Genomic DNA, 18917 nt, shown 5'->3' with positions numbered 1-18917 from the left:
AATCCTCTCTGCGGTGTCTCGAACTGCGGGTCCAAATCCCTAGAATCGGCATCGGCGTACCGCCGGCACGGCGACCCGGCGCGCAAGCCCCCGTCGCGGCGGCCTTTGGCGCATGGGCCAGAAAACGCCTCCCGAATCTTGTTTCAAACAGACTGTCGTTGACGCTCGCTGGCCGACGGTGGTACATACCGTGCCGCCTGCATGGACCGTTTCTACGAATGGTCTCACTTTGCTCGCCCGGTGCCAGCCAGCCCCCAAACGGTTTGCGGCCTGCGGTAAAGTCTCTTGCCTAAGGAGCTCGCCATGCGATTCATGACAGCCGTGCTCGGTTTGATCGCAATGGCCGCCGTCGGCATGGCCTCGGCCGACGAGCCGCGTGGCGCTCCGGCCGAAGTCCCTACCCCGGCACAAATACCGGCCATGCCGCTGCCGACATTCCAACGGCTGACCGCCCGGACGCAATATGCCGCGGTACCGCAGCCGATTCCGGCTCACGCCCCGGCAGTTTCCCCCACGACTCCTCCGACCCGGCTCGATCTGCTGCGTGCGGCTTTGGAAAAGCTGGAAGCAGCCGGCGCTTCTTCGGCGGCCGACAGCGTCCGCGAAGAGATTGCGCGTGAAGAGCAAACGGCCCGACATCAGTTGGAAAAAAAGCTCGCCGAGTTGCAGACGCTACAAGCCGAGGTCGATCGTTTGCGGGCTGAGACCGGCGCTATCCCGGCGGTCCTGGTAAAATTGAAAGTCATAGATATCGACGTCACGAAGCTGCGTCACGTGGGATTCGATTTTCGCCCCATCGTTACGCCCGGCGATAGTGTTGAGAAGGCGATCGACGATCGTCCCCTGATCGAGAATCTGCTCGCACCGACCGACGGCCAACCGCAGGCCGCGCCTGGGCATTCTTCGCTGGGCGTCATACCACAGAACCATCGGCTGCACGCGCTGCTCGACATGCTCGAACAGCAGGAGATTGCCACGGTCGTCTGCGAGCCGAACCTTGTTGCCTATAACGGCCGACGCGCCACATTTCTTAGCGGCGGGCAGTTCCCCGTTCCCAGTGGCGCAGGCGGGACAAACATCACCATGAAAAACTATGGCACCGAGGTTGAGTTCACGCCGCAAGTGCTGGCCGACGGACGTGTGCAGATCGACATTTGGTCGTCCTTGTCCGAATTGGATACCTCACGACTTCTCAAAATCGGCGACTACCAGATCCCGGCGCTCAAGGTCAGTCAGATCAATACGCGATTCCAGGCGCGGGTGGGCGAGACCTTCGTCTGTGCGGGACTGGCGGAAAAGCGGGCGCGACCCGTTCGTTGGCGAATACCCCTCGGCGATCTGGTGATGCACGTGTCCCTCACAGACGCGGCCCCAGGCACCTGCAACACAACTTCCGATGAAGCGGAAACGGTACATCTCTTCAAGCGACTCGTTCTGGTCACTCCCCAATCGATCGACCCGGCTCTGTCCCCCGCGCCCACGCGACCCGAAACAGCCGCCGCCCCCGAAACGCTACGGCATTAAAACGGGTGACACAGTTGGCTTGCCCAACCGTGCGAATGAACAGAAGCACGCCTCGGGCAATTTTCATTGCAGTCCATCAGTGCCAGGATTAGCATGCGCTAGTGTCGGGCTGCCGGAACGGCCCGCCGAGCATTCGCTCGCGCTATACAATTTTGCGAACCGCTTCGAGCCCAGGGGAGGCCGCCATGTCACGTCTTGTCATGTTGGTTGCTGCGCCGGTCGTGATTCTCGCCTGTTCCATCCGTGCCGTCGCGGCCGACGCGCCGCCGGAGCCGCATATCGCCGCCACGGCGCGGGCCTCGCTCGAACGGGCCCTGCGCGGGCCGACCGTGTTCGATTTCGCAGACACGCCGCTATCGGATGTCGTCGACTATCTCGCCAACAAGCACGACATTGTCATGATCCTCGACAACAAGGGGCTGACCGACGCGGCCATCGATCCGTCGTCGCCCGTCACCAAATCGATCCGCAAGCCGATCCGGCTCGCCTCGGGCCTGAAGTTGATCCTGGAGGAATTCGATCTGACGTACACGATCAAGGACGACGTGCTATTGATCACCACCAAGGAAAAGGCCGACGAGGTCTTAATTATGAATACATACGACGTTGCGGATTTGCTCGACCGCGGAAGTAGCAGCCGAGCCGCGATGACCCAACTGATCGAGGCAATCACCTCTGTGGTGCACCCCGATTCGTGGGACGAAAACGGCGGCCCAGGATCGATCGTTCCGTTTGGCGAAGTCCTTGTTGTGAGCCAGAGGGCCGACGTCCACGAGAATATCACGGATCTGCTGTCGCGACTTCGTTCCGTTCCGCCGAAGAAGACGGACAGACTTTCAACAAATGTGTCCGGCTCGTCCGAGGTGACGTCGGACGAGTTTCGGGTTGTCGCTTATACCCTGCAACGCATCTCAAATGAGGATGCTACAAAAGCCATTTCGACGCTTGTTGCCCCCGAAAGCTGGAGCACGCAAGGAGGAGACGGTTCACTGTGTGCAGTAACGTGGATCCCGTACGACGTCGCCGGCGATGCGCCGCCGCACCTATCTCACCGCATCATTGCCATCCGTCAGACTCCGGAAGTGCACGTTGAGGTGCGCAAGGTTTTACAAAAATTGGAGGGACGAGTACTCGTCGGTATGGGCCAATCATTCGTCTGGGGGCCGTGCGCACTCGGAATACAGGATGTTGGCCAGCCGGTCAATCCAATCGCCGCGCCCGGCAATTAAGAGCCGGGTTCGGATTGCTAGTCATCACTGTGGAGGCTAATCCTCTTCACTCGGCGGTGACTCCGGCTGGGGCTTCTCTGGCGGCAGCGGCGGCCAGAGAATCCAATCGCCGTCATGATCATGAGTCTGGTAACGCGCGAGTGATGCGGGCGTGAGTTGCCCATACTCGATCGGGATCGCGCTACTCGCTAGCGCCGTTGGACGACCTCGATCGTCGTCGCGGTCGGCACCCACGCTGTACAGCACCGGACGGCCGTCGCGGACCAGATAGCGCAGCGGTTGACCGTCAAAACGGTCAGGCGGCACCGCTGGCAGCAAATCCGGCACCAGTTGGTCGAGGCTCGCCGGCCAGTCGCCATGACGACGATGATAAAGCTCGAGCGCCAAGGCCACTTCGACGTCATCACGCACCTGAATCGCGCGCTCGGCAGCGATGTAGACCTGGGTGGTCGCAGGCATCAGCAAGGTCGGCAAAAAGTAACGCAACTGTTCGAGCCGTCCCGCAGATAGTTGCCGCATGCGGTCATTCGTGGCATTAATCTTCTCGGTATTCCAAAGCCACGGTGGCCCCACGTGATCAGCCGCCTGCTCGTTGGCCAGCGACTGAATCATCTCTCGCATCTGGGCGCGACTGGCAATGACAGCCGACAAGCCTGGCTGCAACATCGTCGTTCGCAGCGTGGTCCGCAGCGTCGCTTCGCCATGAAGCGCAGGTCGCAAATCTCCGAACTGCTCCAGCCAAACCCAGGCAGCCGGCGTAACGCGCCCGTCGCCATGACCATCATCGGTGAAGGTTCGCTGCAAAATGTCATCAACGATATCGTGTTCAGCGGTGAAGTCCATCACCAGGGCATCATCGCGATAGGCCGCGATAGCGTGCGCCAAATCGCGCAATTGTCCGTCACTCAGTACTTCCGGCGTTTCGGCCAGAATCGCTGCCAACTTGTCCAGCGTCGTGTCGAAAATGGCCAGCGAGACCAATTGCTCGACCAAGAAGCTGCGCGGCTGATAGATTTGCGCGGCCATGGCCAGCGACGCCACAATGTCCTCAACCACGCGATCACCTTCCCCGGCCACGGCCGCCACACGCGCGTCAGCCCACAGCAAGCGCGCCACGTCGCGTAGATTCTGCACACCGTCCAAGTGCGCGCCGACCAACTCTGTATTAGCATCGGCAGACTGCGGTTTCGCCTTGGCCAGCCAATCGGCGTGCGCCGCCAGATACGCCTTGCGATCTTCCGGGTTGCCCAACAGGTAACCCATTTGCGGCTTTTCGGCGGCTTCGCGGGCGAGCTTGATCGAATCTTGATAACGCTCGACGATGGCCACGATGCGCGACCAATGCTCGCCGGCAGGGCCTTGATCGACCCAATCAGCCCAGAGGGGATCGGCCATCAGGTTGGCCACTTTGTCCTGAGGATCGCCGAGCTTGATGATCGCCTGGCGATAAAGCGGCCAGGCAGCGTCCGATTCGCCGGCCTGGCGGGCCGCGTTGATATCCTGCCAATAGTTGTGCGCAACCGCGGGTGAAGCAAAATAGAATCGCGCGGCCAACAGCCCGTACGCGATCAACGCGACGAACAACGTGATTGCCAGAGCACGCAGGGCCATCCGCCGGCAATGCCAGACAAACGAACGGTTGCGGATCTTTGCCTGACGGATCAGCTGCGCCGCCTGCTCTACGGGGCCGAAATCGCGAGTTAGCTCGTCGGGCGCGCGTCCGGCCGCCAGGCCATCGGCAAAGTGCGCCGTCAGCTCACGGGCCACGTCCAGCTTTTCGCGCCGCCACAGGCGGCTGCTGCGCACCACCGTCTCGACCACAGCCGAGAGTGCCGCCGGCAGCCCGACGGCAAATAGTCCGCACTGCTCGTCCTTCGTCGCGCGCCGGTTCCACAACGGACGGCGCCGACCAACCATAGTTTGCCGAATCAGGCTGGCCATCTGGTCTGGCAGGCCGAAATCTCCGGCCAGCTCGGCGGCCGAACGGCCGGTCGCCAGTTGACGATTGAAATGCGCGATCAATTCGCGGGCCACATCCAGCCGCTCACCGCGCCGCAATCGGCTACGACGGACCACGGCATAGATCAGACCAGGTAGCGGGGCCGGCAAACCGGCCGCGGCAATCACGCGCCGCGCATCAAGCCGCGCCGTAAGCTCTCCATGAAAGGCATCACTCACCGGCGTGTCGTACGCCCGGGCGAGCCATCCGCAGCGTGGCGTTGGATCGTAGAAATCGCGCATCGCCGTCGCCGCTCCCTTTCAACCGGTAGCGCCACCGAGGCCAGGCTGCAAAACCCCCAGGCCGCGCATGGCACGGGCGACCGCGCGCCACTGTTCGACGTCATGCGCCAGACGCTTCTTCCCCTTGGCCGTTAACGCGTAGTACTTGCGGGGTCGCGCCGATTCCGACTCGCGCCACTCCCCTTTGACCAACCCCTGGGCTTCCAGGTTGTACAAAAGGGGATAGAGAGTCGCCTGCCCCATGTCCAACACGCCGTCCGAATCGCGCGCCAGTGTTTCCACCATCTCGTAGCCGTACTTCGAGCCCCCTTCGAGCAGCTTCAGCACGGCGACCGGCCCGGCCCCACGCATCAGTTCCCGTTCGATCCGCATGGCACACCTCGACGATTTGTGTCACATACTATGCGTAACATAGCAATGGGCGCGCAAGCCGTCAACAGAATTGTTGATCAAACATGCGGGCTGCCGCGCATCCGGAGGGGCCGTTCGCCTGACATTCGTCGCGCCCTGCCTGCCGGCGCGTCGTGGAGGCTATTCGTCGAACTCAGACATTGTGCTGTCTTTGCGATAGATCGGCAGGTGGCGGTAGTAGACTTCCAGGGTCATGGTCGCCATCGAGGTCGTGTAGAGACGGCCCCCCTGCTCGGCGCTATGATCGCCCCCCAAGAACCAGCTTCCTCGTTCGTGGCCGGCGCGAATCTGCGAGTTCACCAGGTAGTCGCGCATTTTGGCGTTCCACTTTGTCCACTGCTCTCCCTCGTAGTGGTGCATGACCTGCGTCGCGTAATAGTTGTAGTACATGTTGCGGTCTGAAGGCCCCTGACCGCCCAGCAACTGCACGCCGCGCTCGAGCGCCGGCTCGTCATGCTTCCAACCCAGATACATCCGGCACAACAGGCCGATCGCGGTGGTGGCCGGCCCGCGCCCCGGATTCACATAGCCGTAGGTGGCGCCGCTTTCAGCTTGCACCGAGTTGAGAAAGTTCACGGCTCCTTTGATCGTCTTGGGCGGCACATTCAAATAGGCCATGTGCGCACTCTTGAGCGCCATCAACTGCCAGCCCAGCACCGAGGTATCACCCGGCTGATGAGGCGTGTAGCGCCAGCCACCCCCGACCGGATCCTGCGCGTAGACGATGAAATTGATCGCCTGCTGCGCCGGCTCGGCCAGCCCGGTATCCTTGGTCATGCCGTAGGCTTCGCACAGTGCGATCGACGCCAGGCCGTGACCGTACATCACGCCCTGATCGTACGAGAGGTCGCCGCCATCAGGCCCGATGTGCATGCGATTCACGAGATAATACAGGCCGGCTTGCACGTTCTTCTTGTAGCTTCCTTGCAAATGGGTTTGACCGGCACCCAGAAACGGCAACAAGGCGATGGCCGTGGCCGCGATATCGCCGTTTTCCAGCCGGCCCGGATTTCCGCAGCGCCCCTGGCAGGGCCCTTTGCGATGATTGAAGCTCCAACTGCCGTCAGGGTTTTGATGATGGGCGAGCCAGGTTAATCCCAATCCCACGGCGTTCTCGCTTCCCTCCGAGCCACCACGCTCGAGCGCGAGTGCTTTGCGCGATGCGTCACCGCGGCCCGACAATCCGCTATCGTTGGCCGCTCCGCCCGCGCCTCCGCCACCACCAAGCGCCTTGCCCAGGTCGAGCACCTGCGAAGCTTCCAATCCGATGTTGGTCATTTCGCCAGGGCCCCCCGGCGCGGCGGGCAGTTCGTTGAACGTCGAAATATCCATACCGTCTGCTTCGGCCGAGACAATGAGTGCGTCGGCAAGGCCTTCGGTCTGCCCCAAGTCAGTCGCGCCGGGCGGCAGATCCGAAGTCACGATCTGATCCACCTGCTCTCCGATGGGGGCATCCGTCGCCACGAGATCGACGAGCTGCTTTGTCAATTTCACCGGCTCGACGATCAACGCCAGTAACAGCAGTATCGACATGTGCACCAACAGGCTCACGAGCCAACTGGGCACGACCGTCATCCAGGCAAATCGTCCGACCCGATCATCCCCTGCGGGATCAGCCGGCGCGGCGGATTTTTTCTTCTCGGTGGGCTGGCTTTTGTCGGCAGGTTGGCTGGCTGCAGCTTTGTCAGCTTTCTCGCTCGCGGGCGCAGCGCCGGCCTTCGCGGTATCGGTCTTCGTCGTGGCGGTCGGCGCAGCGCCGGTCGTTGGTGTGTTCGCCGTCGGTGTACCTGCGGCTCCTGTAGCTGATACGCCCGACGTGGCAGTGGCCGAGGGCTGTGCTACCGCGCCGTCCGCGCCGCCGCTGGCGGTAGTCGCCGCGGAACTTGCCAGCTTCTGGCGCGCATTCGGCGATGGCTGGTCGGCCATACTCGGTTCCATTCCCCTCACGTGCAGACAGGGGCGCGACAGGCAGTCGCAACTCGCGGATATTTGCGGTCGTAAGTCGTAGTGATTCGACCGGGTGATGCGTCGACGTGACCGCGATCTAAGCGCACCCCGCTCCACTACCTACGGTACATGATACCCGAGGATATGCAACAAATCGTGCAGCGGGCCCGTTTACAGCGGCAATTCCGGAAAATAGGCCCATCAATCCCCCCGGGGACCAGCAACAATTAAATAGTCGCCACAGTGGCGGACATTCCGCCGCCGGCGAGTCGGGCAAACCAAGTACAGAGGGAGCCGGGCTGGAGTGCGTACCGCAAGCTCGCGAACGCGGTGATCGAGCAGGCCCTCGGCCGATTCCGATGCAACTAATCTAGGGCCGCGCTCGCGCGGCGTCTTGGTTTGCCAGACACTGCAATGGAGTGCGCGAACATCGCTACGGCATTTCGATTGAGAGTTGCCACAATCCAGGCTGATGGGTCACAATCGATCTGGCTGAAGCGCCAATCGTCGACCGCAGATTTCCGCCGATTCCCGAAAATGTTGACGCCGCTGGATTCCAGTCGGATCCGCGGTGGTTACGTTGCCGTGTTGAAGATGGAGTTTGGTACGGGGCAGGTGACGAGACCAGGCTTGAACAGATTCTGGATACGTTTCTTGCTTGGGGCGAGGGCGCGGCGTCAGAAACATAACACGCCAGGGTAGAAGAAATGTCCAGGTCCCAAGCCCCCAAGCACGCCCGCAACTGGTTCCGGTTCCAAGTGGCATTTATCCTATTTTGGGCAGGGCTGATTTTCGCGACATCTTGTACGGTCGTAAGCATGGATCAGCTATTCGCCGCAGTCGAATCGGTATTCGGTCGGAAGCTGTTGGAGCGGTTCGAGGTTTTTTGGGGAATTGCCTGGTTTGCCGTCGTGAAGAGCTGGCACGCCACGGAATTCGCGATTCTGACAGCCGCGCTTGTCCTGCTATTGAACTCCTGGCGACCGTCGCACAAACGACGAAACGCTCTCACGGCCGGCATCATCGCTGTGATATTCGCGGCGAGCGACGAATTTCACCAGACGTTTGTCCCAAGTCGAGAAGGGACGATCTTGGACGTGCTGATCGACTCTCTCGGAGTCGGTGCTGTGACGCTGTTCAATTGGATAAAGAATCGCGAACTCGCCATCGACAACTCCACGCCGAGAACCATTGGCTAACGACTGCTTTCATGTCCCCAGTCCCCGAACACACCCGCCGCTGGTTTTCCTACAGCCTGCGATCGCTGTTCGTTCTTATCACCGTCGTAAGCCTGCCTTTGGTATGGGTCTCGTACGAACGCGCCCAATCCCGACACGAACTTCAGATTGTTGAGCAGCTAAAAACCAAATACGAGAACGTCGACATTCGATTCGTCGGCCGGTTTGACCAGCCCTCTGCGTTTGATTCGTCAGGGAGATTGTTAGAACCTTCCTGGTGGCGTAGGACGTTGTCGGCCATCTGCGGGCCAAGAGTCGAAGCCGTACTTGCAAATCAAAATCCCTCATTGAGCGACCTCTCGGCGCTCTCTGCGCTGAGAAACCTCGAAATGCTCAGCGTCGAGGAGACGCAGGTCAGCGACCTATCGTCGGTGGCAGCACTAACGAACCTATCTGCTCTGTTTCTTAACGATAGCCAAGTGAGCGACCTAACGCCCGTTGCCGCGCTGGTCCTCCTAGAAAGGCTCGACGTCGAAGGCACTCACGTCAGCGATCTATCGCCTCTCGTCGGACTAACGCACTTGGACACACTTAAGCTCAACAGATCCCCGGTCCACGACCTCACACCGCTCTCAGGGCTCAAGAGCCTGGATACCCTTACCCTAGGCAACACGCCGGTCAGTAACCTGTCCGCGCTGGCCGGGCTCGTGAACTTAGAGCGCCTTTCGTTCCGTGGCACGCAAGTCAGCGACCTCTCGCCGCTGGCCGGGCTCAAGAATGTATGGCAGATAGAATGCGAGGACACGCCGATCAGCGACCTCGTTCCCCTTGCCAGCGTTCCGTACTTGCAAGTTTTGTACGCCGATCGGACGAAAGTTACCGACCTCGCTCCTCTAGCTGCGCTGAAACTTCTCGGCGACCTTCACGTCCAAGGAACAGCGGTCAGCGACCTTTCACCACTAGCTAATCTCACGAACTTCGGACGGCTTTGGCTCGACGACACACAAGTCAGCGACCTAACGCCGCTCGCAAATCTTAAGAACCTGACCGAGCTTCACGTCCAAGGGACGCCCGTCAGCGAAGAGCAAGTCAAGCTACTTCAAGCGGCCCTACCAAATTGCAAGATATTTTCTGACTTCTCCGTCCGTCCTGCTCCTACCACACCGTAATCGGCCGAGCAGCGTCCATGCCCCCAGCACCCAAGCATGTCCGCCGCCGGTTTCGATTTTCGTTGCGGACGCTGATCGTCACGATCGCCTTCGTGGCAGTTGCCACTTGGCTCTGGTCGCACTATTTGGACGAGAAACGTTGGCGGACGATCCCATGGCAGCCCTTCTCGCGTGCCGCGATGCGGCAATATCACGCTGAGGGACACGACGTTCTCGCCAGTTTCACTGCCGATTGGGATGTCATTCAGAAAATGCTGGAACACTACGTCGACACACCGAAAGTCCGCAGGGCATTGCGTAAGACGAAAGCTGTTCCGCTGCAAATGGACTGCACGCCTTTTGGTCTCGATGTCGAAGCCGAATTATCGGCTTTGGGTCGCAAGTATCCGCCACTGATCGTTATTTATCCTGCGACGGGCGAAGAACCAATCGTCCTCGATCTTTATGGCGAGACGGCAGGAATTCCGGAAAAAGTGGTCGAGTCTCTGGTTTCAAGAACTGCCGCTTCGGCGAGCGCGACCGTAGACATCGAGGATGCCCGGAGTGCCTGCCTTCGCAGCCCGCGATACAATTCAATAATGTCGCAAACCGCTAAACACACGCGCCGCTGGTACCAGTTCGGGCTTGGGACGATGTTCTCGATGGTTACGCTCTTGGCCCTGTGGCTGGGGTGGAATGCGCATCAGGTTCGTCAAAGGAATGAACTTATTGACCACCTGCGCAGCCTTAGAGGGCAACCAAACCCAAGCCACTCCTGGATTATATTGTGCGATCAGGTAAAGACGCCGGTTACGTGGCGCCTTATGGGTGCCAAGAATGACTGGGCAACATGGCTGATCAGCAACGACTCTTTGAAAGACATTGATGTCGGATCGGCTGAGGCGTTGCTCCCCGACTGTACGATCAAGGTTTACGACGCGCCGTAGAAGGGCGCCCCGACTCGCATTGTGCCGCCGTCGAACTTTCAACAAGTCCCGAACGATTTCATAGGGTCGCGGCTTTAAACCTACCCCTTGCTCACAACTGCCACGTGGATGCGAACGGCGTCTCTCTTGGGTCATCGCCATGAGCTTTTGGTGATCGTAGGCTGGGATGTCCGCGAGACCCGGACCAGCTCATTTTTAGGCCGCCACCCGCTATTTCCCAGGGCTGGCGGTACTGGCCCCTTTCCGGGTAGAATCGACCCCCTGACAAAATCGTGAATGCCTGGAAATTCGGGAGACGAGTGATCCGATGGGCAAAAGTAAGAAAAAGGTCGAAGTCGTCTTTCTCGCCTGCGAGGAGACGGGGGACCTGAACTATACGGTCCGCCGCAAGACCGGCGGCGAGAAGCTCAAGCTGCTGAAGTACAGCCCACGGCTGCGCAAGCACACCTTGCACGTCGAGAAGAAGAAGCGGTAGCTGCCGGCGTGGGCTAGCCAACAGCTACCGCCTGCGGGCGGCCAGGGCTCTACTTCGGGCCGCCGCTTGGACGCAGCCTGCTATTGCTTTAGGTCACGGCGCCAAGGAACAAACCGCCGCTCGATGCTCGTCAGGACGATATGCCGAAGCAGTGGCGCATTCACTCGCATGATTCGGAGCGGATTCGCGCCCTGGAGCGCGCCGCACGCCTCCCCACGGTCGTGGCCCGGCTGCTAATCTGTCGAGGGCTCGGCGATCCGGACTCAGCCCGCGACTTTCTCGAACCCAAGCTCTCTTCGCTGCGCGATCCCGAGCTATTGCCCGGCGCCGTGAGTGCCGCCGAACAGATTTTGCGCGCGGTGCAGTCCGGCCAGCGGATCATTGTGTACGGCGATTACGACGTCGACGGCATGACCGCCACCAGCCTGCTCTGGCAATGCTTGACGTTGCTCGGCGCCAACGTCGGCTATTACGTCCCCCATCGCTTGGAAGAGGGCTATGGCCTGAACCAGGAAGCGCTCGCCACGCTCGCGCGCCAGGGGGCCAAGATGGTAATCACCGTCGACTGCGGCATCGCCAGCGTCGACGAGGCGCGTGCCGCCCGCGAGTTGGGGATCGATCTGATCATCACGGATCACCATCAGCCCGGCGCCGTGCTGCCCGATGCCGCCGCGATCGTTCATCCGGGCCTGCCTGGGCAAGGATATCCCTTTGCCGGACTGAGCGGCGCCGGCGTGGCGTTCAAGCTGGCGTGGCTGGTGGCAAAGCAGGCCAGTGGCGGCCAAAAGGTGAACGACCGGATGCGTTCGTTCCTGCTATCGGCATTGGGACTGGCCGCACTGGGGACCGTGGCCGACGTGGTGCCGCTGGTGGACGAGAACCGCGTGCTTGTGCAACACGGACTGGTCGCGCTGCGTGATCGGCCGGTGCTGGGCCTGGCCGCGCTTATGAAACGAGCCGAGTTGGATCGCAAGCCGGCGCTCAATGCCGAGGACATCGGTTTCGCGCTCGCCCCACGACTGAACGCGGCGGGTCGACTGGGCCAGGCACAACTGGCCGTCGAGCTGTTGATGACTACTTCGCAAGAGCGCGCCGACATGCTGGCCGAATACATCGACCAGCTCAATGGCAGCCGCCAAAGCCTGGAGCGCAGCATTCTGCTCGCGGCCGGGGCGCAAGCTCAAGCGCAATTCGACGCCGGGCAAGATGCGGCGCTGGTGCTGGCCGAACGGGGCTGGCATCCGGGCGTGATCGGCATCGTCGCTGGCCGCCTGGCAGACCGACACCATTGCCCGGTCGTGATGATCGCGCTGGACGAAGTCGGCGTGAAGCCGGGCACCGGATCAGCCCGCAGCATTCCCGGCTTTGACGTGTGTCAGGCGCTTGTCGCGTGCTCGCAACACCTGCTAACCCATGGTGGTCACGCCGCGGCGGCCGGCCTGAAAATCAACGAGCAAAACGTCGAGGCCTTTCGCAGCGAATTTTGCGACTACGCCGCCGAAACGATCACCCAGCAGCAGCGCGTGGCGGAACTATCGATCGATGCCGAGGTGTATCTTTCCGAATTGACGCTGGCCACCGTCGAACAGATCGAACGTTTGGCTCCCTTCGGCCAATCCAATCCTCGTCCCATGCTATGTGCCACGGGCATTACGCTGGCCGAGCCCCCCAAGCGCATGGGAGGGGGCGAACGGCACCTGTCGATGAAGTTGGCCCAGGCCAAAACAAGTCTGCGCGGCGTAGCGTTTGGCGGCGGCGATTGGGCCGAGCCGATGGCGCAATGCCCAGGCCCTATATCGATTGCGTTTCGGCCCGTGATCAACGAATTTCGCGGCCGCCGCACGGTAGAATTGCACGTGGCCGATTGGCGCGCGGCAGAAAAATCTGTCACCGAATTGGCCGCGGCCACGCCGCGATAGCCAGCGACATCAAAAGGCGATTGCGGCACGGCCGCCTGTGGCACAGTTGCCTGAGAGCAAGCAACTGGCGACTCTGTCGATGGCGAGACCCCGCGTATGCCTCCAGACAGCGAAGTCCATCTTGCGCGATTGCGCATGGTCCGCGACCTCGAGCGGCACGGCATTCGTGATCGCCGTGTGCTGGACGCGATGAGCCGTGTGCCGCGCGAGCGCTTCGTCAATGTCGCGCGACTGGCCGATGCCTACGCCAATCGCGCTTTGGCCATCGACTGCGAGCAAACCATCAGCCAGCCCCTGATCGTGGCCATGATGAGCGAGGCGCTCGAACTCGCGGGCCATGAAACCGTCCTCGATATCGGCACCGGCAGCGGTTATCAAACCGCCATCCTGGCTGAGTTGGCCGCACGCGTGATCTCGCTGGAATTACATGCTGAACTTTCGGCGCGGGCCGGCCGCGTTCTAACAGAGCTGAACTATCAGAACGTCAAATTGTTGGTCGGCGACGGCACGCAGGGGTGGCCAGACGAGGCGCCCTACCGGGGCATTCTGGTTGCCGCGGCTACCACGACCTGCCCCCCTGCCCTGCTGAATCAACTGGCCGAGGGCGGCCGATTAGCCATACCTCTCGGTAGCCCCAGCGGCCAGACGCTCGAGCGCATCGAGCGCCACGGCGAGACATACCACCGCCTGGAATTGACAAAGTGCCGCTTCGTGCCGTTGGTTGGTGGAGGTACGCATGAGAGTTAACAGAGCCCTCGCGGATCGGGACTGGGCAACGTTACTGGCGTGGTGATCGTAGTGGGATTCCCCGCGTTCGGCCGTGGCGAACGCGAAATCTCTGGCACAGCCGTAATCCATCGTTGACAATTAATCTGACTCTATTTTTCTCTGGCGCAAGCCGCCCCGGAACCGGCCTATGTTCGGTCGCGCAGTGGACCACAACCAAACGCCCACCGCATCGCGTAATAAGCGGATCGTGCTGATCGTGGCCGCCGCGGTCGCCGTCGCGACGATCGCCGTACCAGTTGTCTGGTGGTGGTGGCAATCGAGCGAGGTGCAGGCCGCGCTCGCTGCCATTCGCGCACGCGGCGAACCGGTCACCCCGGACGAGTTGTACGCCAACAGTCCGCGGATCCCGCCCGACAAGGATTGCTTCGCGCTCTACCAGGCCGACGAACGAACCTGGATGAAGGCGTACCGAGATAAGCTGCGGTTGTTACCGCAATTCGACTCGGACCAACAACTCCCTGAGCTTGCCGGGGAGTGGGAAGCGCTGCCCATTGCCGAACAATTGCTGCTGGACTGCCGCGAAGATTTCGCCCGCTGGCATCAGGCGGCCGCGCTCGGGGGCCGCGCGAATTTTCCCATGCACGCCGAAGAGGGTTACGGTGGATCGGTCCCCTGGGTTAGCCCGCTGCGTGGCATCGTCCGTTGCTTACTTCTCGAAGGGTATCTGCGAGCGCGGCATGGCGATGCGACCGGCGCGACGGACTCGCTGTGTGATGCCCTGACGATCGCCCAATCGCTGGAATCCAATCCGCTGGCCGTCTCGCAACTCGTGCGAATGTCGAATCAGCGCGCGTTCGTCAGGAATCTGAAGCACCTGCTGCCGCAAGTCAATTTCAGCGCCCAAGACCTCGAGCGGTTGCAAGTCGCGCTGGCAGCGGTCGACATCCGCCCAGGCTTGCAGATCGGCCTGCTCGGTGATCGCGTGGCAGGCATTGTCTCGGCAGACGATCCCACGACGATGGGCTACAACCTCCGCATCGGCGGCAATCTGACCACGGCCATTCACTATGCGACCAAACAGCAACTGGCCGTCCGCTACCTCGACGCCATGCGCCGATTGATCGATGTCGCCGCACAGCCGTGGGCCGTGGTAGTAGCTCAGACAGAAGATGTGAAGCATCCGACCTACCCACCGAGGCGGTCGACGTTCGATTTCGACCTGCTGCCGGAATTCCTCGGCCACTTGGTGCAATACGTACGCGAAGGAGCACGCACCACGGCCGCGAATCAGGTCGGCATTCTTGCCTTGGCGCTAGCCCGCTATCGACTCGATCAAGGCCGCTTTCCCGAGCAGTTGTCCGATCTCGCTCCGTCATATATTACGGAAGTGCCGCTCGATGCCACCTCGGGCGAGCCCTTTGTTTACAAGCTCGATGATCGTGGCCTGCTTCTCCACAGCAAGTGGCACGATGTGAATTCGAAGATCGATGCCGAGACCGGCGCAGACCAAGAACTGCTGTTTCGCTGGCCGATTGATGGTAAATGACACCCGTTCGATCACACCGCCGAGCTAATCCGCGCACGTCCTGCCCGCGTGCAGCGCAGGCGCCAGCATGCCTTAACCGGAAAAAAGGGGCCTAATCGCTTGGCGATCCAGCAAGATGCTCGCCCAACCCGACGATTGCCGCTTGTGGCGTCGGTACTTTGCGGCGACAATGTAACTACCTCCCATCTATGCAGGCTGACTTTTGTGCAGCCGACACTTCATGAGCCTCCCTCCATAGATCCGAGCGGAACGGAATCCTGCGCCGGCCCTCGATCCGATCACACCACGCCTTGAAGTGAGACATTCCGCGAGTTTGCCGCGCCGCGGCGAATCAGCACCATCTGCCGCGGCGAGTTTCGTCACTGACCGAGCAACACTGGGGATCACGCCATGAGTGAAAAGAAGCCCAAGCCCGAAGTCCTGAGCGTTCCCCGCAAGGTCTGCCCGGTCTGCGGCAAGCCCTCCTATTCCCCAGGCGGCGTCCACCCGCAGTGCTCGCAAAAGCGCGCCGCTGCACTGATCCGCACGTAATCAGCGGCTGCTCCTCGCCTGTCAACTTAGTGCCGACGCAGCACCCAACGACACAGGGCGTCCCCTCCTCTACGCCATGCCGCTTTAGGCACAACTTGGGCGGCTCTCCATTGCCTCCCCTGCGCACGTTTTGCTCTTTTAGCAATTTTCTCGACATGGTTGCCGCCCGCAGCAACAATCGAATCTCGCGTCAAAACAGCTCTGAAATACCCCCGCGAGCTCGATACATGTTCAAAAGCGTTCCCGTTTTCTTAGCGCTATCGGCGGTCATCTACTGTGCCGCCACGCAACCAAGCTCGGCAGGCGTGATTCCCATCAGTCCCGTCATTTCCGATCCAGCGACGGGGCATAGTTACCAACTATTGTCGAATGCGAATTGGGCCGACTCAGAGGCGGAGGCAGAAGCTCTCGGCGGGCACCTGGCAACAATCGGCAACCAAGAGCAGCAGAACTTCTTGCTCGACGTGTTCGGCGGCTATGGCGGCCAACAACATCTGCTCTGGATCGGTCTTTACGACCCGACGCAGCAAATCAACGCCGCGAACCCGGCCGACAACTACCTCTGGGTCAGCGGTGCGCCGATCACGTACACCAATTGGGATAGCGGCGAGCCAAACAATGCCTTTGGAACCGAGTTCTGGGTCGCCATGTACTACCCGAATTTCCACAATCCGGGTGCTTGGAACGACTGGTCGAATCAAACCCTCGATCCGATCGGCATTCCATTTAATGGCGTCGTGGAATTCGTCCCCGAACCGGCCTCGATAACGACCGCGGTCGTACTGGCCGTCGGCGGCTTGCTAGCGTATCGCGGCCGCGGGTCGTCGACCACACGCACGCAGTGAAGCGGCTTCTACTACAGTCTCTACACCAACCCCGGCACCGGGTCGCGCTCGTCCAGCAGATAAGTCGGACGGCCGTTGTGATCGGGGATCGAGATCCCCGGGTCGATGCCCATGTGCTGGTACAGGCTCGCGAGCACATGGCTCGATTTCATCGACAAGCCCACGGCCGCTTCGCCGCGGGCGTCGGTAGCGCCGATGACCTGGCCCGTCTGAAAACTGCCGCCGGCCATCACCGCAAATCCGGCCCGCGGCCAATGGTCGCGACCGGCCGTGGCGTTGACGCGCGGCGTGCGGCCGAACTCGCCCCACAGGATCACCGCCACGTCGCGATTCATGCCCCGCTCGTGCAGATCGCTCACTAGCGCGTGCATCCCCTGGTCGAGCTTGGGAAGCAGGTTGCGCATCGAGTTGAAATTATTGCTGTGCGTGTCCCAGCCCCCCACGACCAGCGTTACTACCGAAATTCCCGCCTCGACTAGCCGCCGGGCGCGCAAGAAATCTTCGTTCGCCTTGCCGTAGCGCTCGCGCACGGCGGGCGATTCTTTATCCAGGTCGAACGCCTCGCGGCTTTTGCTGGAAGCCACCATGTCGAGCGCGCGGACCGTGTAAGCATCGATGCCGGCCAGCGCGCCGCGGTAGTCGACCTCGCGGCGGATCGTGTCGAGTCCGCCGAGCAACTGCTGCCTCCCCTTCAACCGATCGACGGAAATGCCGGCCGCCAGCCCCAAATCTTCCAAACCCGGCCCGTTGGGCACGAACGGCCGATGCGGCGTGCCGCAATACGCGGGATTCTCGGACAGCGGTTGATTCATCAAGCTCACATATGGCGGCAGCCCATCCTGCTTCCCCTTCAAGTAACTGACCACCGAGCCAAACGCGGGCCGATTGATCCGCTCGGGGAAGCCGGTCCACAGCGAGTGGGCACTGTGTTCTTCAACAAAGTGCAGCCCGCGCAAGATTGCCAGCTTGTCCATGATGCCGGCCTGCCGGGGCATCAGCTCGCAGCAATCCATGCCGGGCACGTTGCCGCTAATCGGATTGAACTCGCCGCGGAATTCCACCGGGGCGCGCGGCTTCATGTCGTACATGTCCAGGTGCGGCGGCCCGCCGTGCAGGAAGACCATGATCACGCTTTTGCCGGGCGTGGGACCGACGGCCCCCTCGGCCTTCAGCCGCAGCAGGTCGGCCAAAGAAAGGCCGCCGACCGAAAGTGCGCCGACGCGGAGAAAATCTCGCCGCGAGACCCCGTCACAGAACCGCCGTCGCCGTCCAAAAAAGGTCAACATCGCCGGCCTCCTGAGGTGTTAGCACAGTGCGGCGGGTTTGGGCGTCACCTTGGGTATCTATCCGTGACCCACACCGCCTTACAGAGCAACGTCGCGAGCGGCCCCGTTAGCCGCCGGCATTGTACTGCCGCCTAATCCATAAATGCAAGCTTATGGATCATGCGGACGTGGGGCAGTCGGAAATTAATTGCCGCCGCTGTCGATTGGAGCCGCGTGTTTTGGCCACCTTAAACGGCATTGGCTCGACCATACCTTCGACGGTTCATTTGTGCTTCGTGACCCTGGAGTTGGCCGCTGGCGCGGTCCTAACTGCGTGCTGGCCCCGGTTGAAGTTGTGATAGAAGAACGTAGTGGCCAAGCTGTAGGCCAGCAAAAGGATTCTGTCCACCGCATCCCAGGAGGCCTTTCGATGAACGCTCGTGACATATTTGGACTGATCGTCAGAACGGCTGGCATCATTGGAATACTCCACGGCCTACCCGGCTTGAACGGGATTTTCAATCCTGCAGAGGGTTACACCGCAATGAACTACCTAATGGGCTATGGTACCGAAGCAGTGGGCGGCCTCTTGATGCTAGTTTTTGCAGAACCCATTGCGTGGCTCTCCTACTTGGGAACGCGCCATACCGCAAAAATGAGTTGATCGCCCCTCCGGCCGGGTATCATGAGGGCATGAGTAGGCGTTCGGACCTGGGGACCGGTATCCGTGGACCTTGATGCGTTCCTGGAACATGTTGTCAGCAGCCGCTTGATTGCGGCGGAAACCTTAAACGCTTCCGTTCGCGAGTTTATGGCCGGATCGAGGGCGGCACGATCAAGGGGTTCTGATTTAGCAGCATTGGGAGACTATTTGGTATCAAAGAGCCTCGTGACGCGATGGCAATGCGACGAACTGATGGCCGGTAGATGTGATTTCTATTTCTTCAATTTCAAATTTCTGGAGAAGGACAGCAGCGGCGGG

At 61.0% G+C, this 18917-nt stretch carries 17 protein-coding genes; 13 read left to right on the top strand and 4 right to left on the bottom strand.

What is annotated here, in order from left to right; all coding sequences use genetic code 11:
• Positions 1-303: 303 nt before the first annotated feature.
• Together VGG64_01710 and VGG64_01705 are read left to right on the top strand one after the other, a co-directional pair.
• Entirely contained in the window at positions 304-1524 is a 1221-nt protein-coding gene (locus tag VGG64_01710; protein ID HEY1598288.1) for a hypothetical protein, read from the top strand.
• Between the two features lie 185 nt (positions 1525-1709).
• The gene (locus tag VGG64_01705; GenBank protein HEY1598287.1) at positions 1710-2753 is read left to right on the top strand and encodes a hypothetical protein; all 1044 of its coding nucleotides are present in this window, start codon (positions 1710-1712) and stop codon (positions 2751-2753) included.
• Between the two features lie 36 nt (positions 2754-2789).
• On the opposite strand, the gene VGG64_01700 is transcribed toward VGG64_01705, so the two are convergent.
• The 3 genes from VGG64_01700 to VGG64_01690 form a co-directional block, all read right to left on the bottom strand.
• Entirely contained in the window at positions 2790-4994 is a 2205-nt protein-coding gene (locus VGG64_01700) for a hypothetical protein (protein HEY1598286.1), read from the bottom strand.
• Between the two features lie 18 nt (positions 4995-5012).
• Positions 5013-5366 carry a helix-turn-helix transcriptional regulator gene (locus VGG64_01695; protein ID HEY1598285.1) on the bottom strand — a complete coding sequence of 118 codons (354 nt, stop codon included), beginning with the start codon at positions 5364-5366 and terminating at the stop codon, positions 5013-5015.
• Positions 5367-5525: 159 nt separating this feature from the next.
• Positions 5526-7331, bottom strand: a complete 1806-nt coding sequence (locus VGG64_01690) for a hypothetical protein (protein HEY1598284.1) — start codon at positions 7329-7331, stop codon at positions 5526-5528.
• A gap of 728 nt (positions 7332-8059) precedes the next feature.
• Between VGG64_01690 and VGG64_01685 the strand changes: the two genes are divergently transcribed.
• The 9 genes from VGG64_01685 to VGG64_01645 all read left to right on the top strand — a co-directional run bounded on the left by VGG64_01685 (position 8060) and on the right by VGG64_01645 (position 16670).
• On the top strand, positions 8060-8551 hold the full coding sequence (locus VGG64_01685) for a VanZ family protein (protein HEY1598283.1): 492 nt from the start codon (positions 8060-8062) through the stop codon (positions 8549-8551).
• Positions 8552-8562: 11 nt separating this feature from the next.
• Positions 8563-9699 carry a leucine-rich repeat domain-containing protein gene (locus VGG64_01680; protein HEY1598282.1) on the top strand — a complete coding sequence of 379 codons (1137 nt, stop codon included), beginning with the start codon at positions 8563-8565 and terminating at the stop codon, positions 9697-9699.
• Between the two features lie 62 nt (positions 9700-9761).
• Complete coding sequence (locus tag VGG64_01675; GenBank protein HEY1598281.1) at positions 9762-10625, top strand: hypothetical protein; 864 nt, start codon at positions 9762-9764, stop codon at positions 10623-10625.
• A gap of 307 nt (positions 10626-10932) precedes the next feature.
• Complete coding sequence (rpmG, locus tag VGG64_01670; protein ID HEY1598280.1) at positions 10933-11100, top strand: 50S ribosomal protein L33; 168 nt, start codon at positions 10933-10935, stop codon at positions 11098-11100.
• Positions 11101-11240: 140 nt separating this feature from the next.
• A complete protein-coding gene (gene recJ, locus VGG64_01665; protein HEY1598279.1) occupies positions 11241-13019 on the top strand; it encodes a single-stranded-DNA-specific exonuclease RecJ in 1779 nt (592 codons plus the stop codon).
• 96 nt (positions 13020-13115) lie between these two features.
• On the top strand, positions 13116-13766 hold the full coding sequence (locus tag VGG64_01660; protein ID HEY1598278.1) for a protein-L-isoaspartate(D-aspartate) O-methyltransferase: 651 nt from the start codon (positions 13116-13118) through the stop codon (positions 13764-13766).
• Between the two features lie 169 nt (positions 13767-13935).
• Complete coding sequence (locus tag VGG64_01655; protein ID HEY1598277.1) at positions 13936-15294, top strand: hypothetical protein; 1359 nt, start codon at positions 13936-13938, stop codon at positions 15292-15294.
• 390 nt (positions 15295-15684) lie between these two features.
• Positions 15685-15825 (top strand): hypothetical protein, encoded by a 141-nt coding sequence (locus VGG64_01650; GenBank protein HEY1598276.1) that lies wholly within the window; start codon positions 15685-15687, stop codon positions 15823-15825.
• A gap of 227 nt (positions 15826-16052) precedes the next feature.
• Positions 16053-16670: a lectin-like protein gene (locus tag VGG64_01645; protein ID HEY1598275.1), complete on the top strand. Its 618-nt coding sequence runs from the start codon at positions 16053-16055 to the stop codon at positions 16668-16670.
• A gap of 20 nt (positions 16671-16690) precedes the next feature.
• Here the strand turns inward: VGG64_01645 and VGG64_01640 are convergent, their stop codons facing one another.
• Positions 16691-17956, bottom strand: a complete 1266-nt coding sequence (locus VGG64_01640) for a DUF1501 domain-containing protein (protein HEY1598274.1) — start codon at positions 17954-17956, stop codon at positions 16691-16693.
• 409 nt (positions 17957-18365) lie between these two features.
• Here VGG64_01640 and VGG64_01635 point away from each other — a divergent pair, with 409 nt between their 5' ends.
• Positions 18366-18599: a hypothetical protein gene (locus tag VGG64_01635; protein ID HEY1598273.1), complete on the top strand. Its 234-nt coding sequence runs from the start codon at positions 18366-18368 to the stop codon at positions 18597-18599.
• A gap of 63 nt (positions 18600-18662) precedes the next feature.
• Positions 18663-18917 (top strand): hypothetical protein (locus VGG64_01630; GenBank protein HEY1598272.1); only part of this gene is annotated, 255 nt, incomplete at its 3' end.

This window comes from Pirellulales bacterium (genome assembly GCA_036490175.1).
In the GTDB taxonomy this organism is placed as follows: domain Bacteria; phylum Planctomycetota; class Planctomycetia; order Pirellulales; family JACPPG01; genus JACPPG01.
This window is presented reverse-complemented; position numbering and strand designations above follow the sequence as displayed.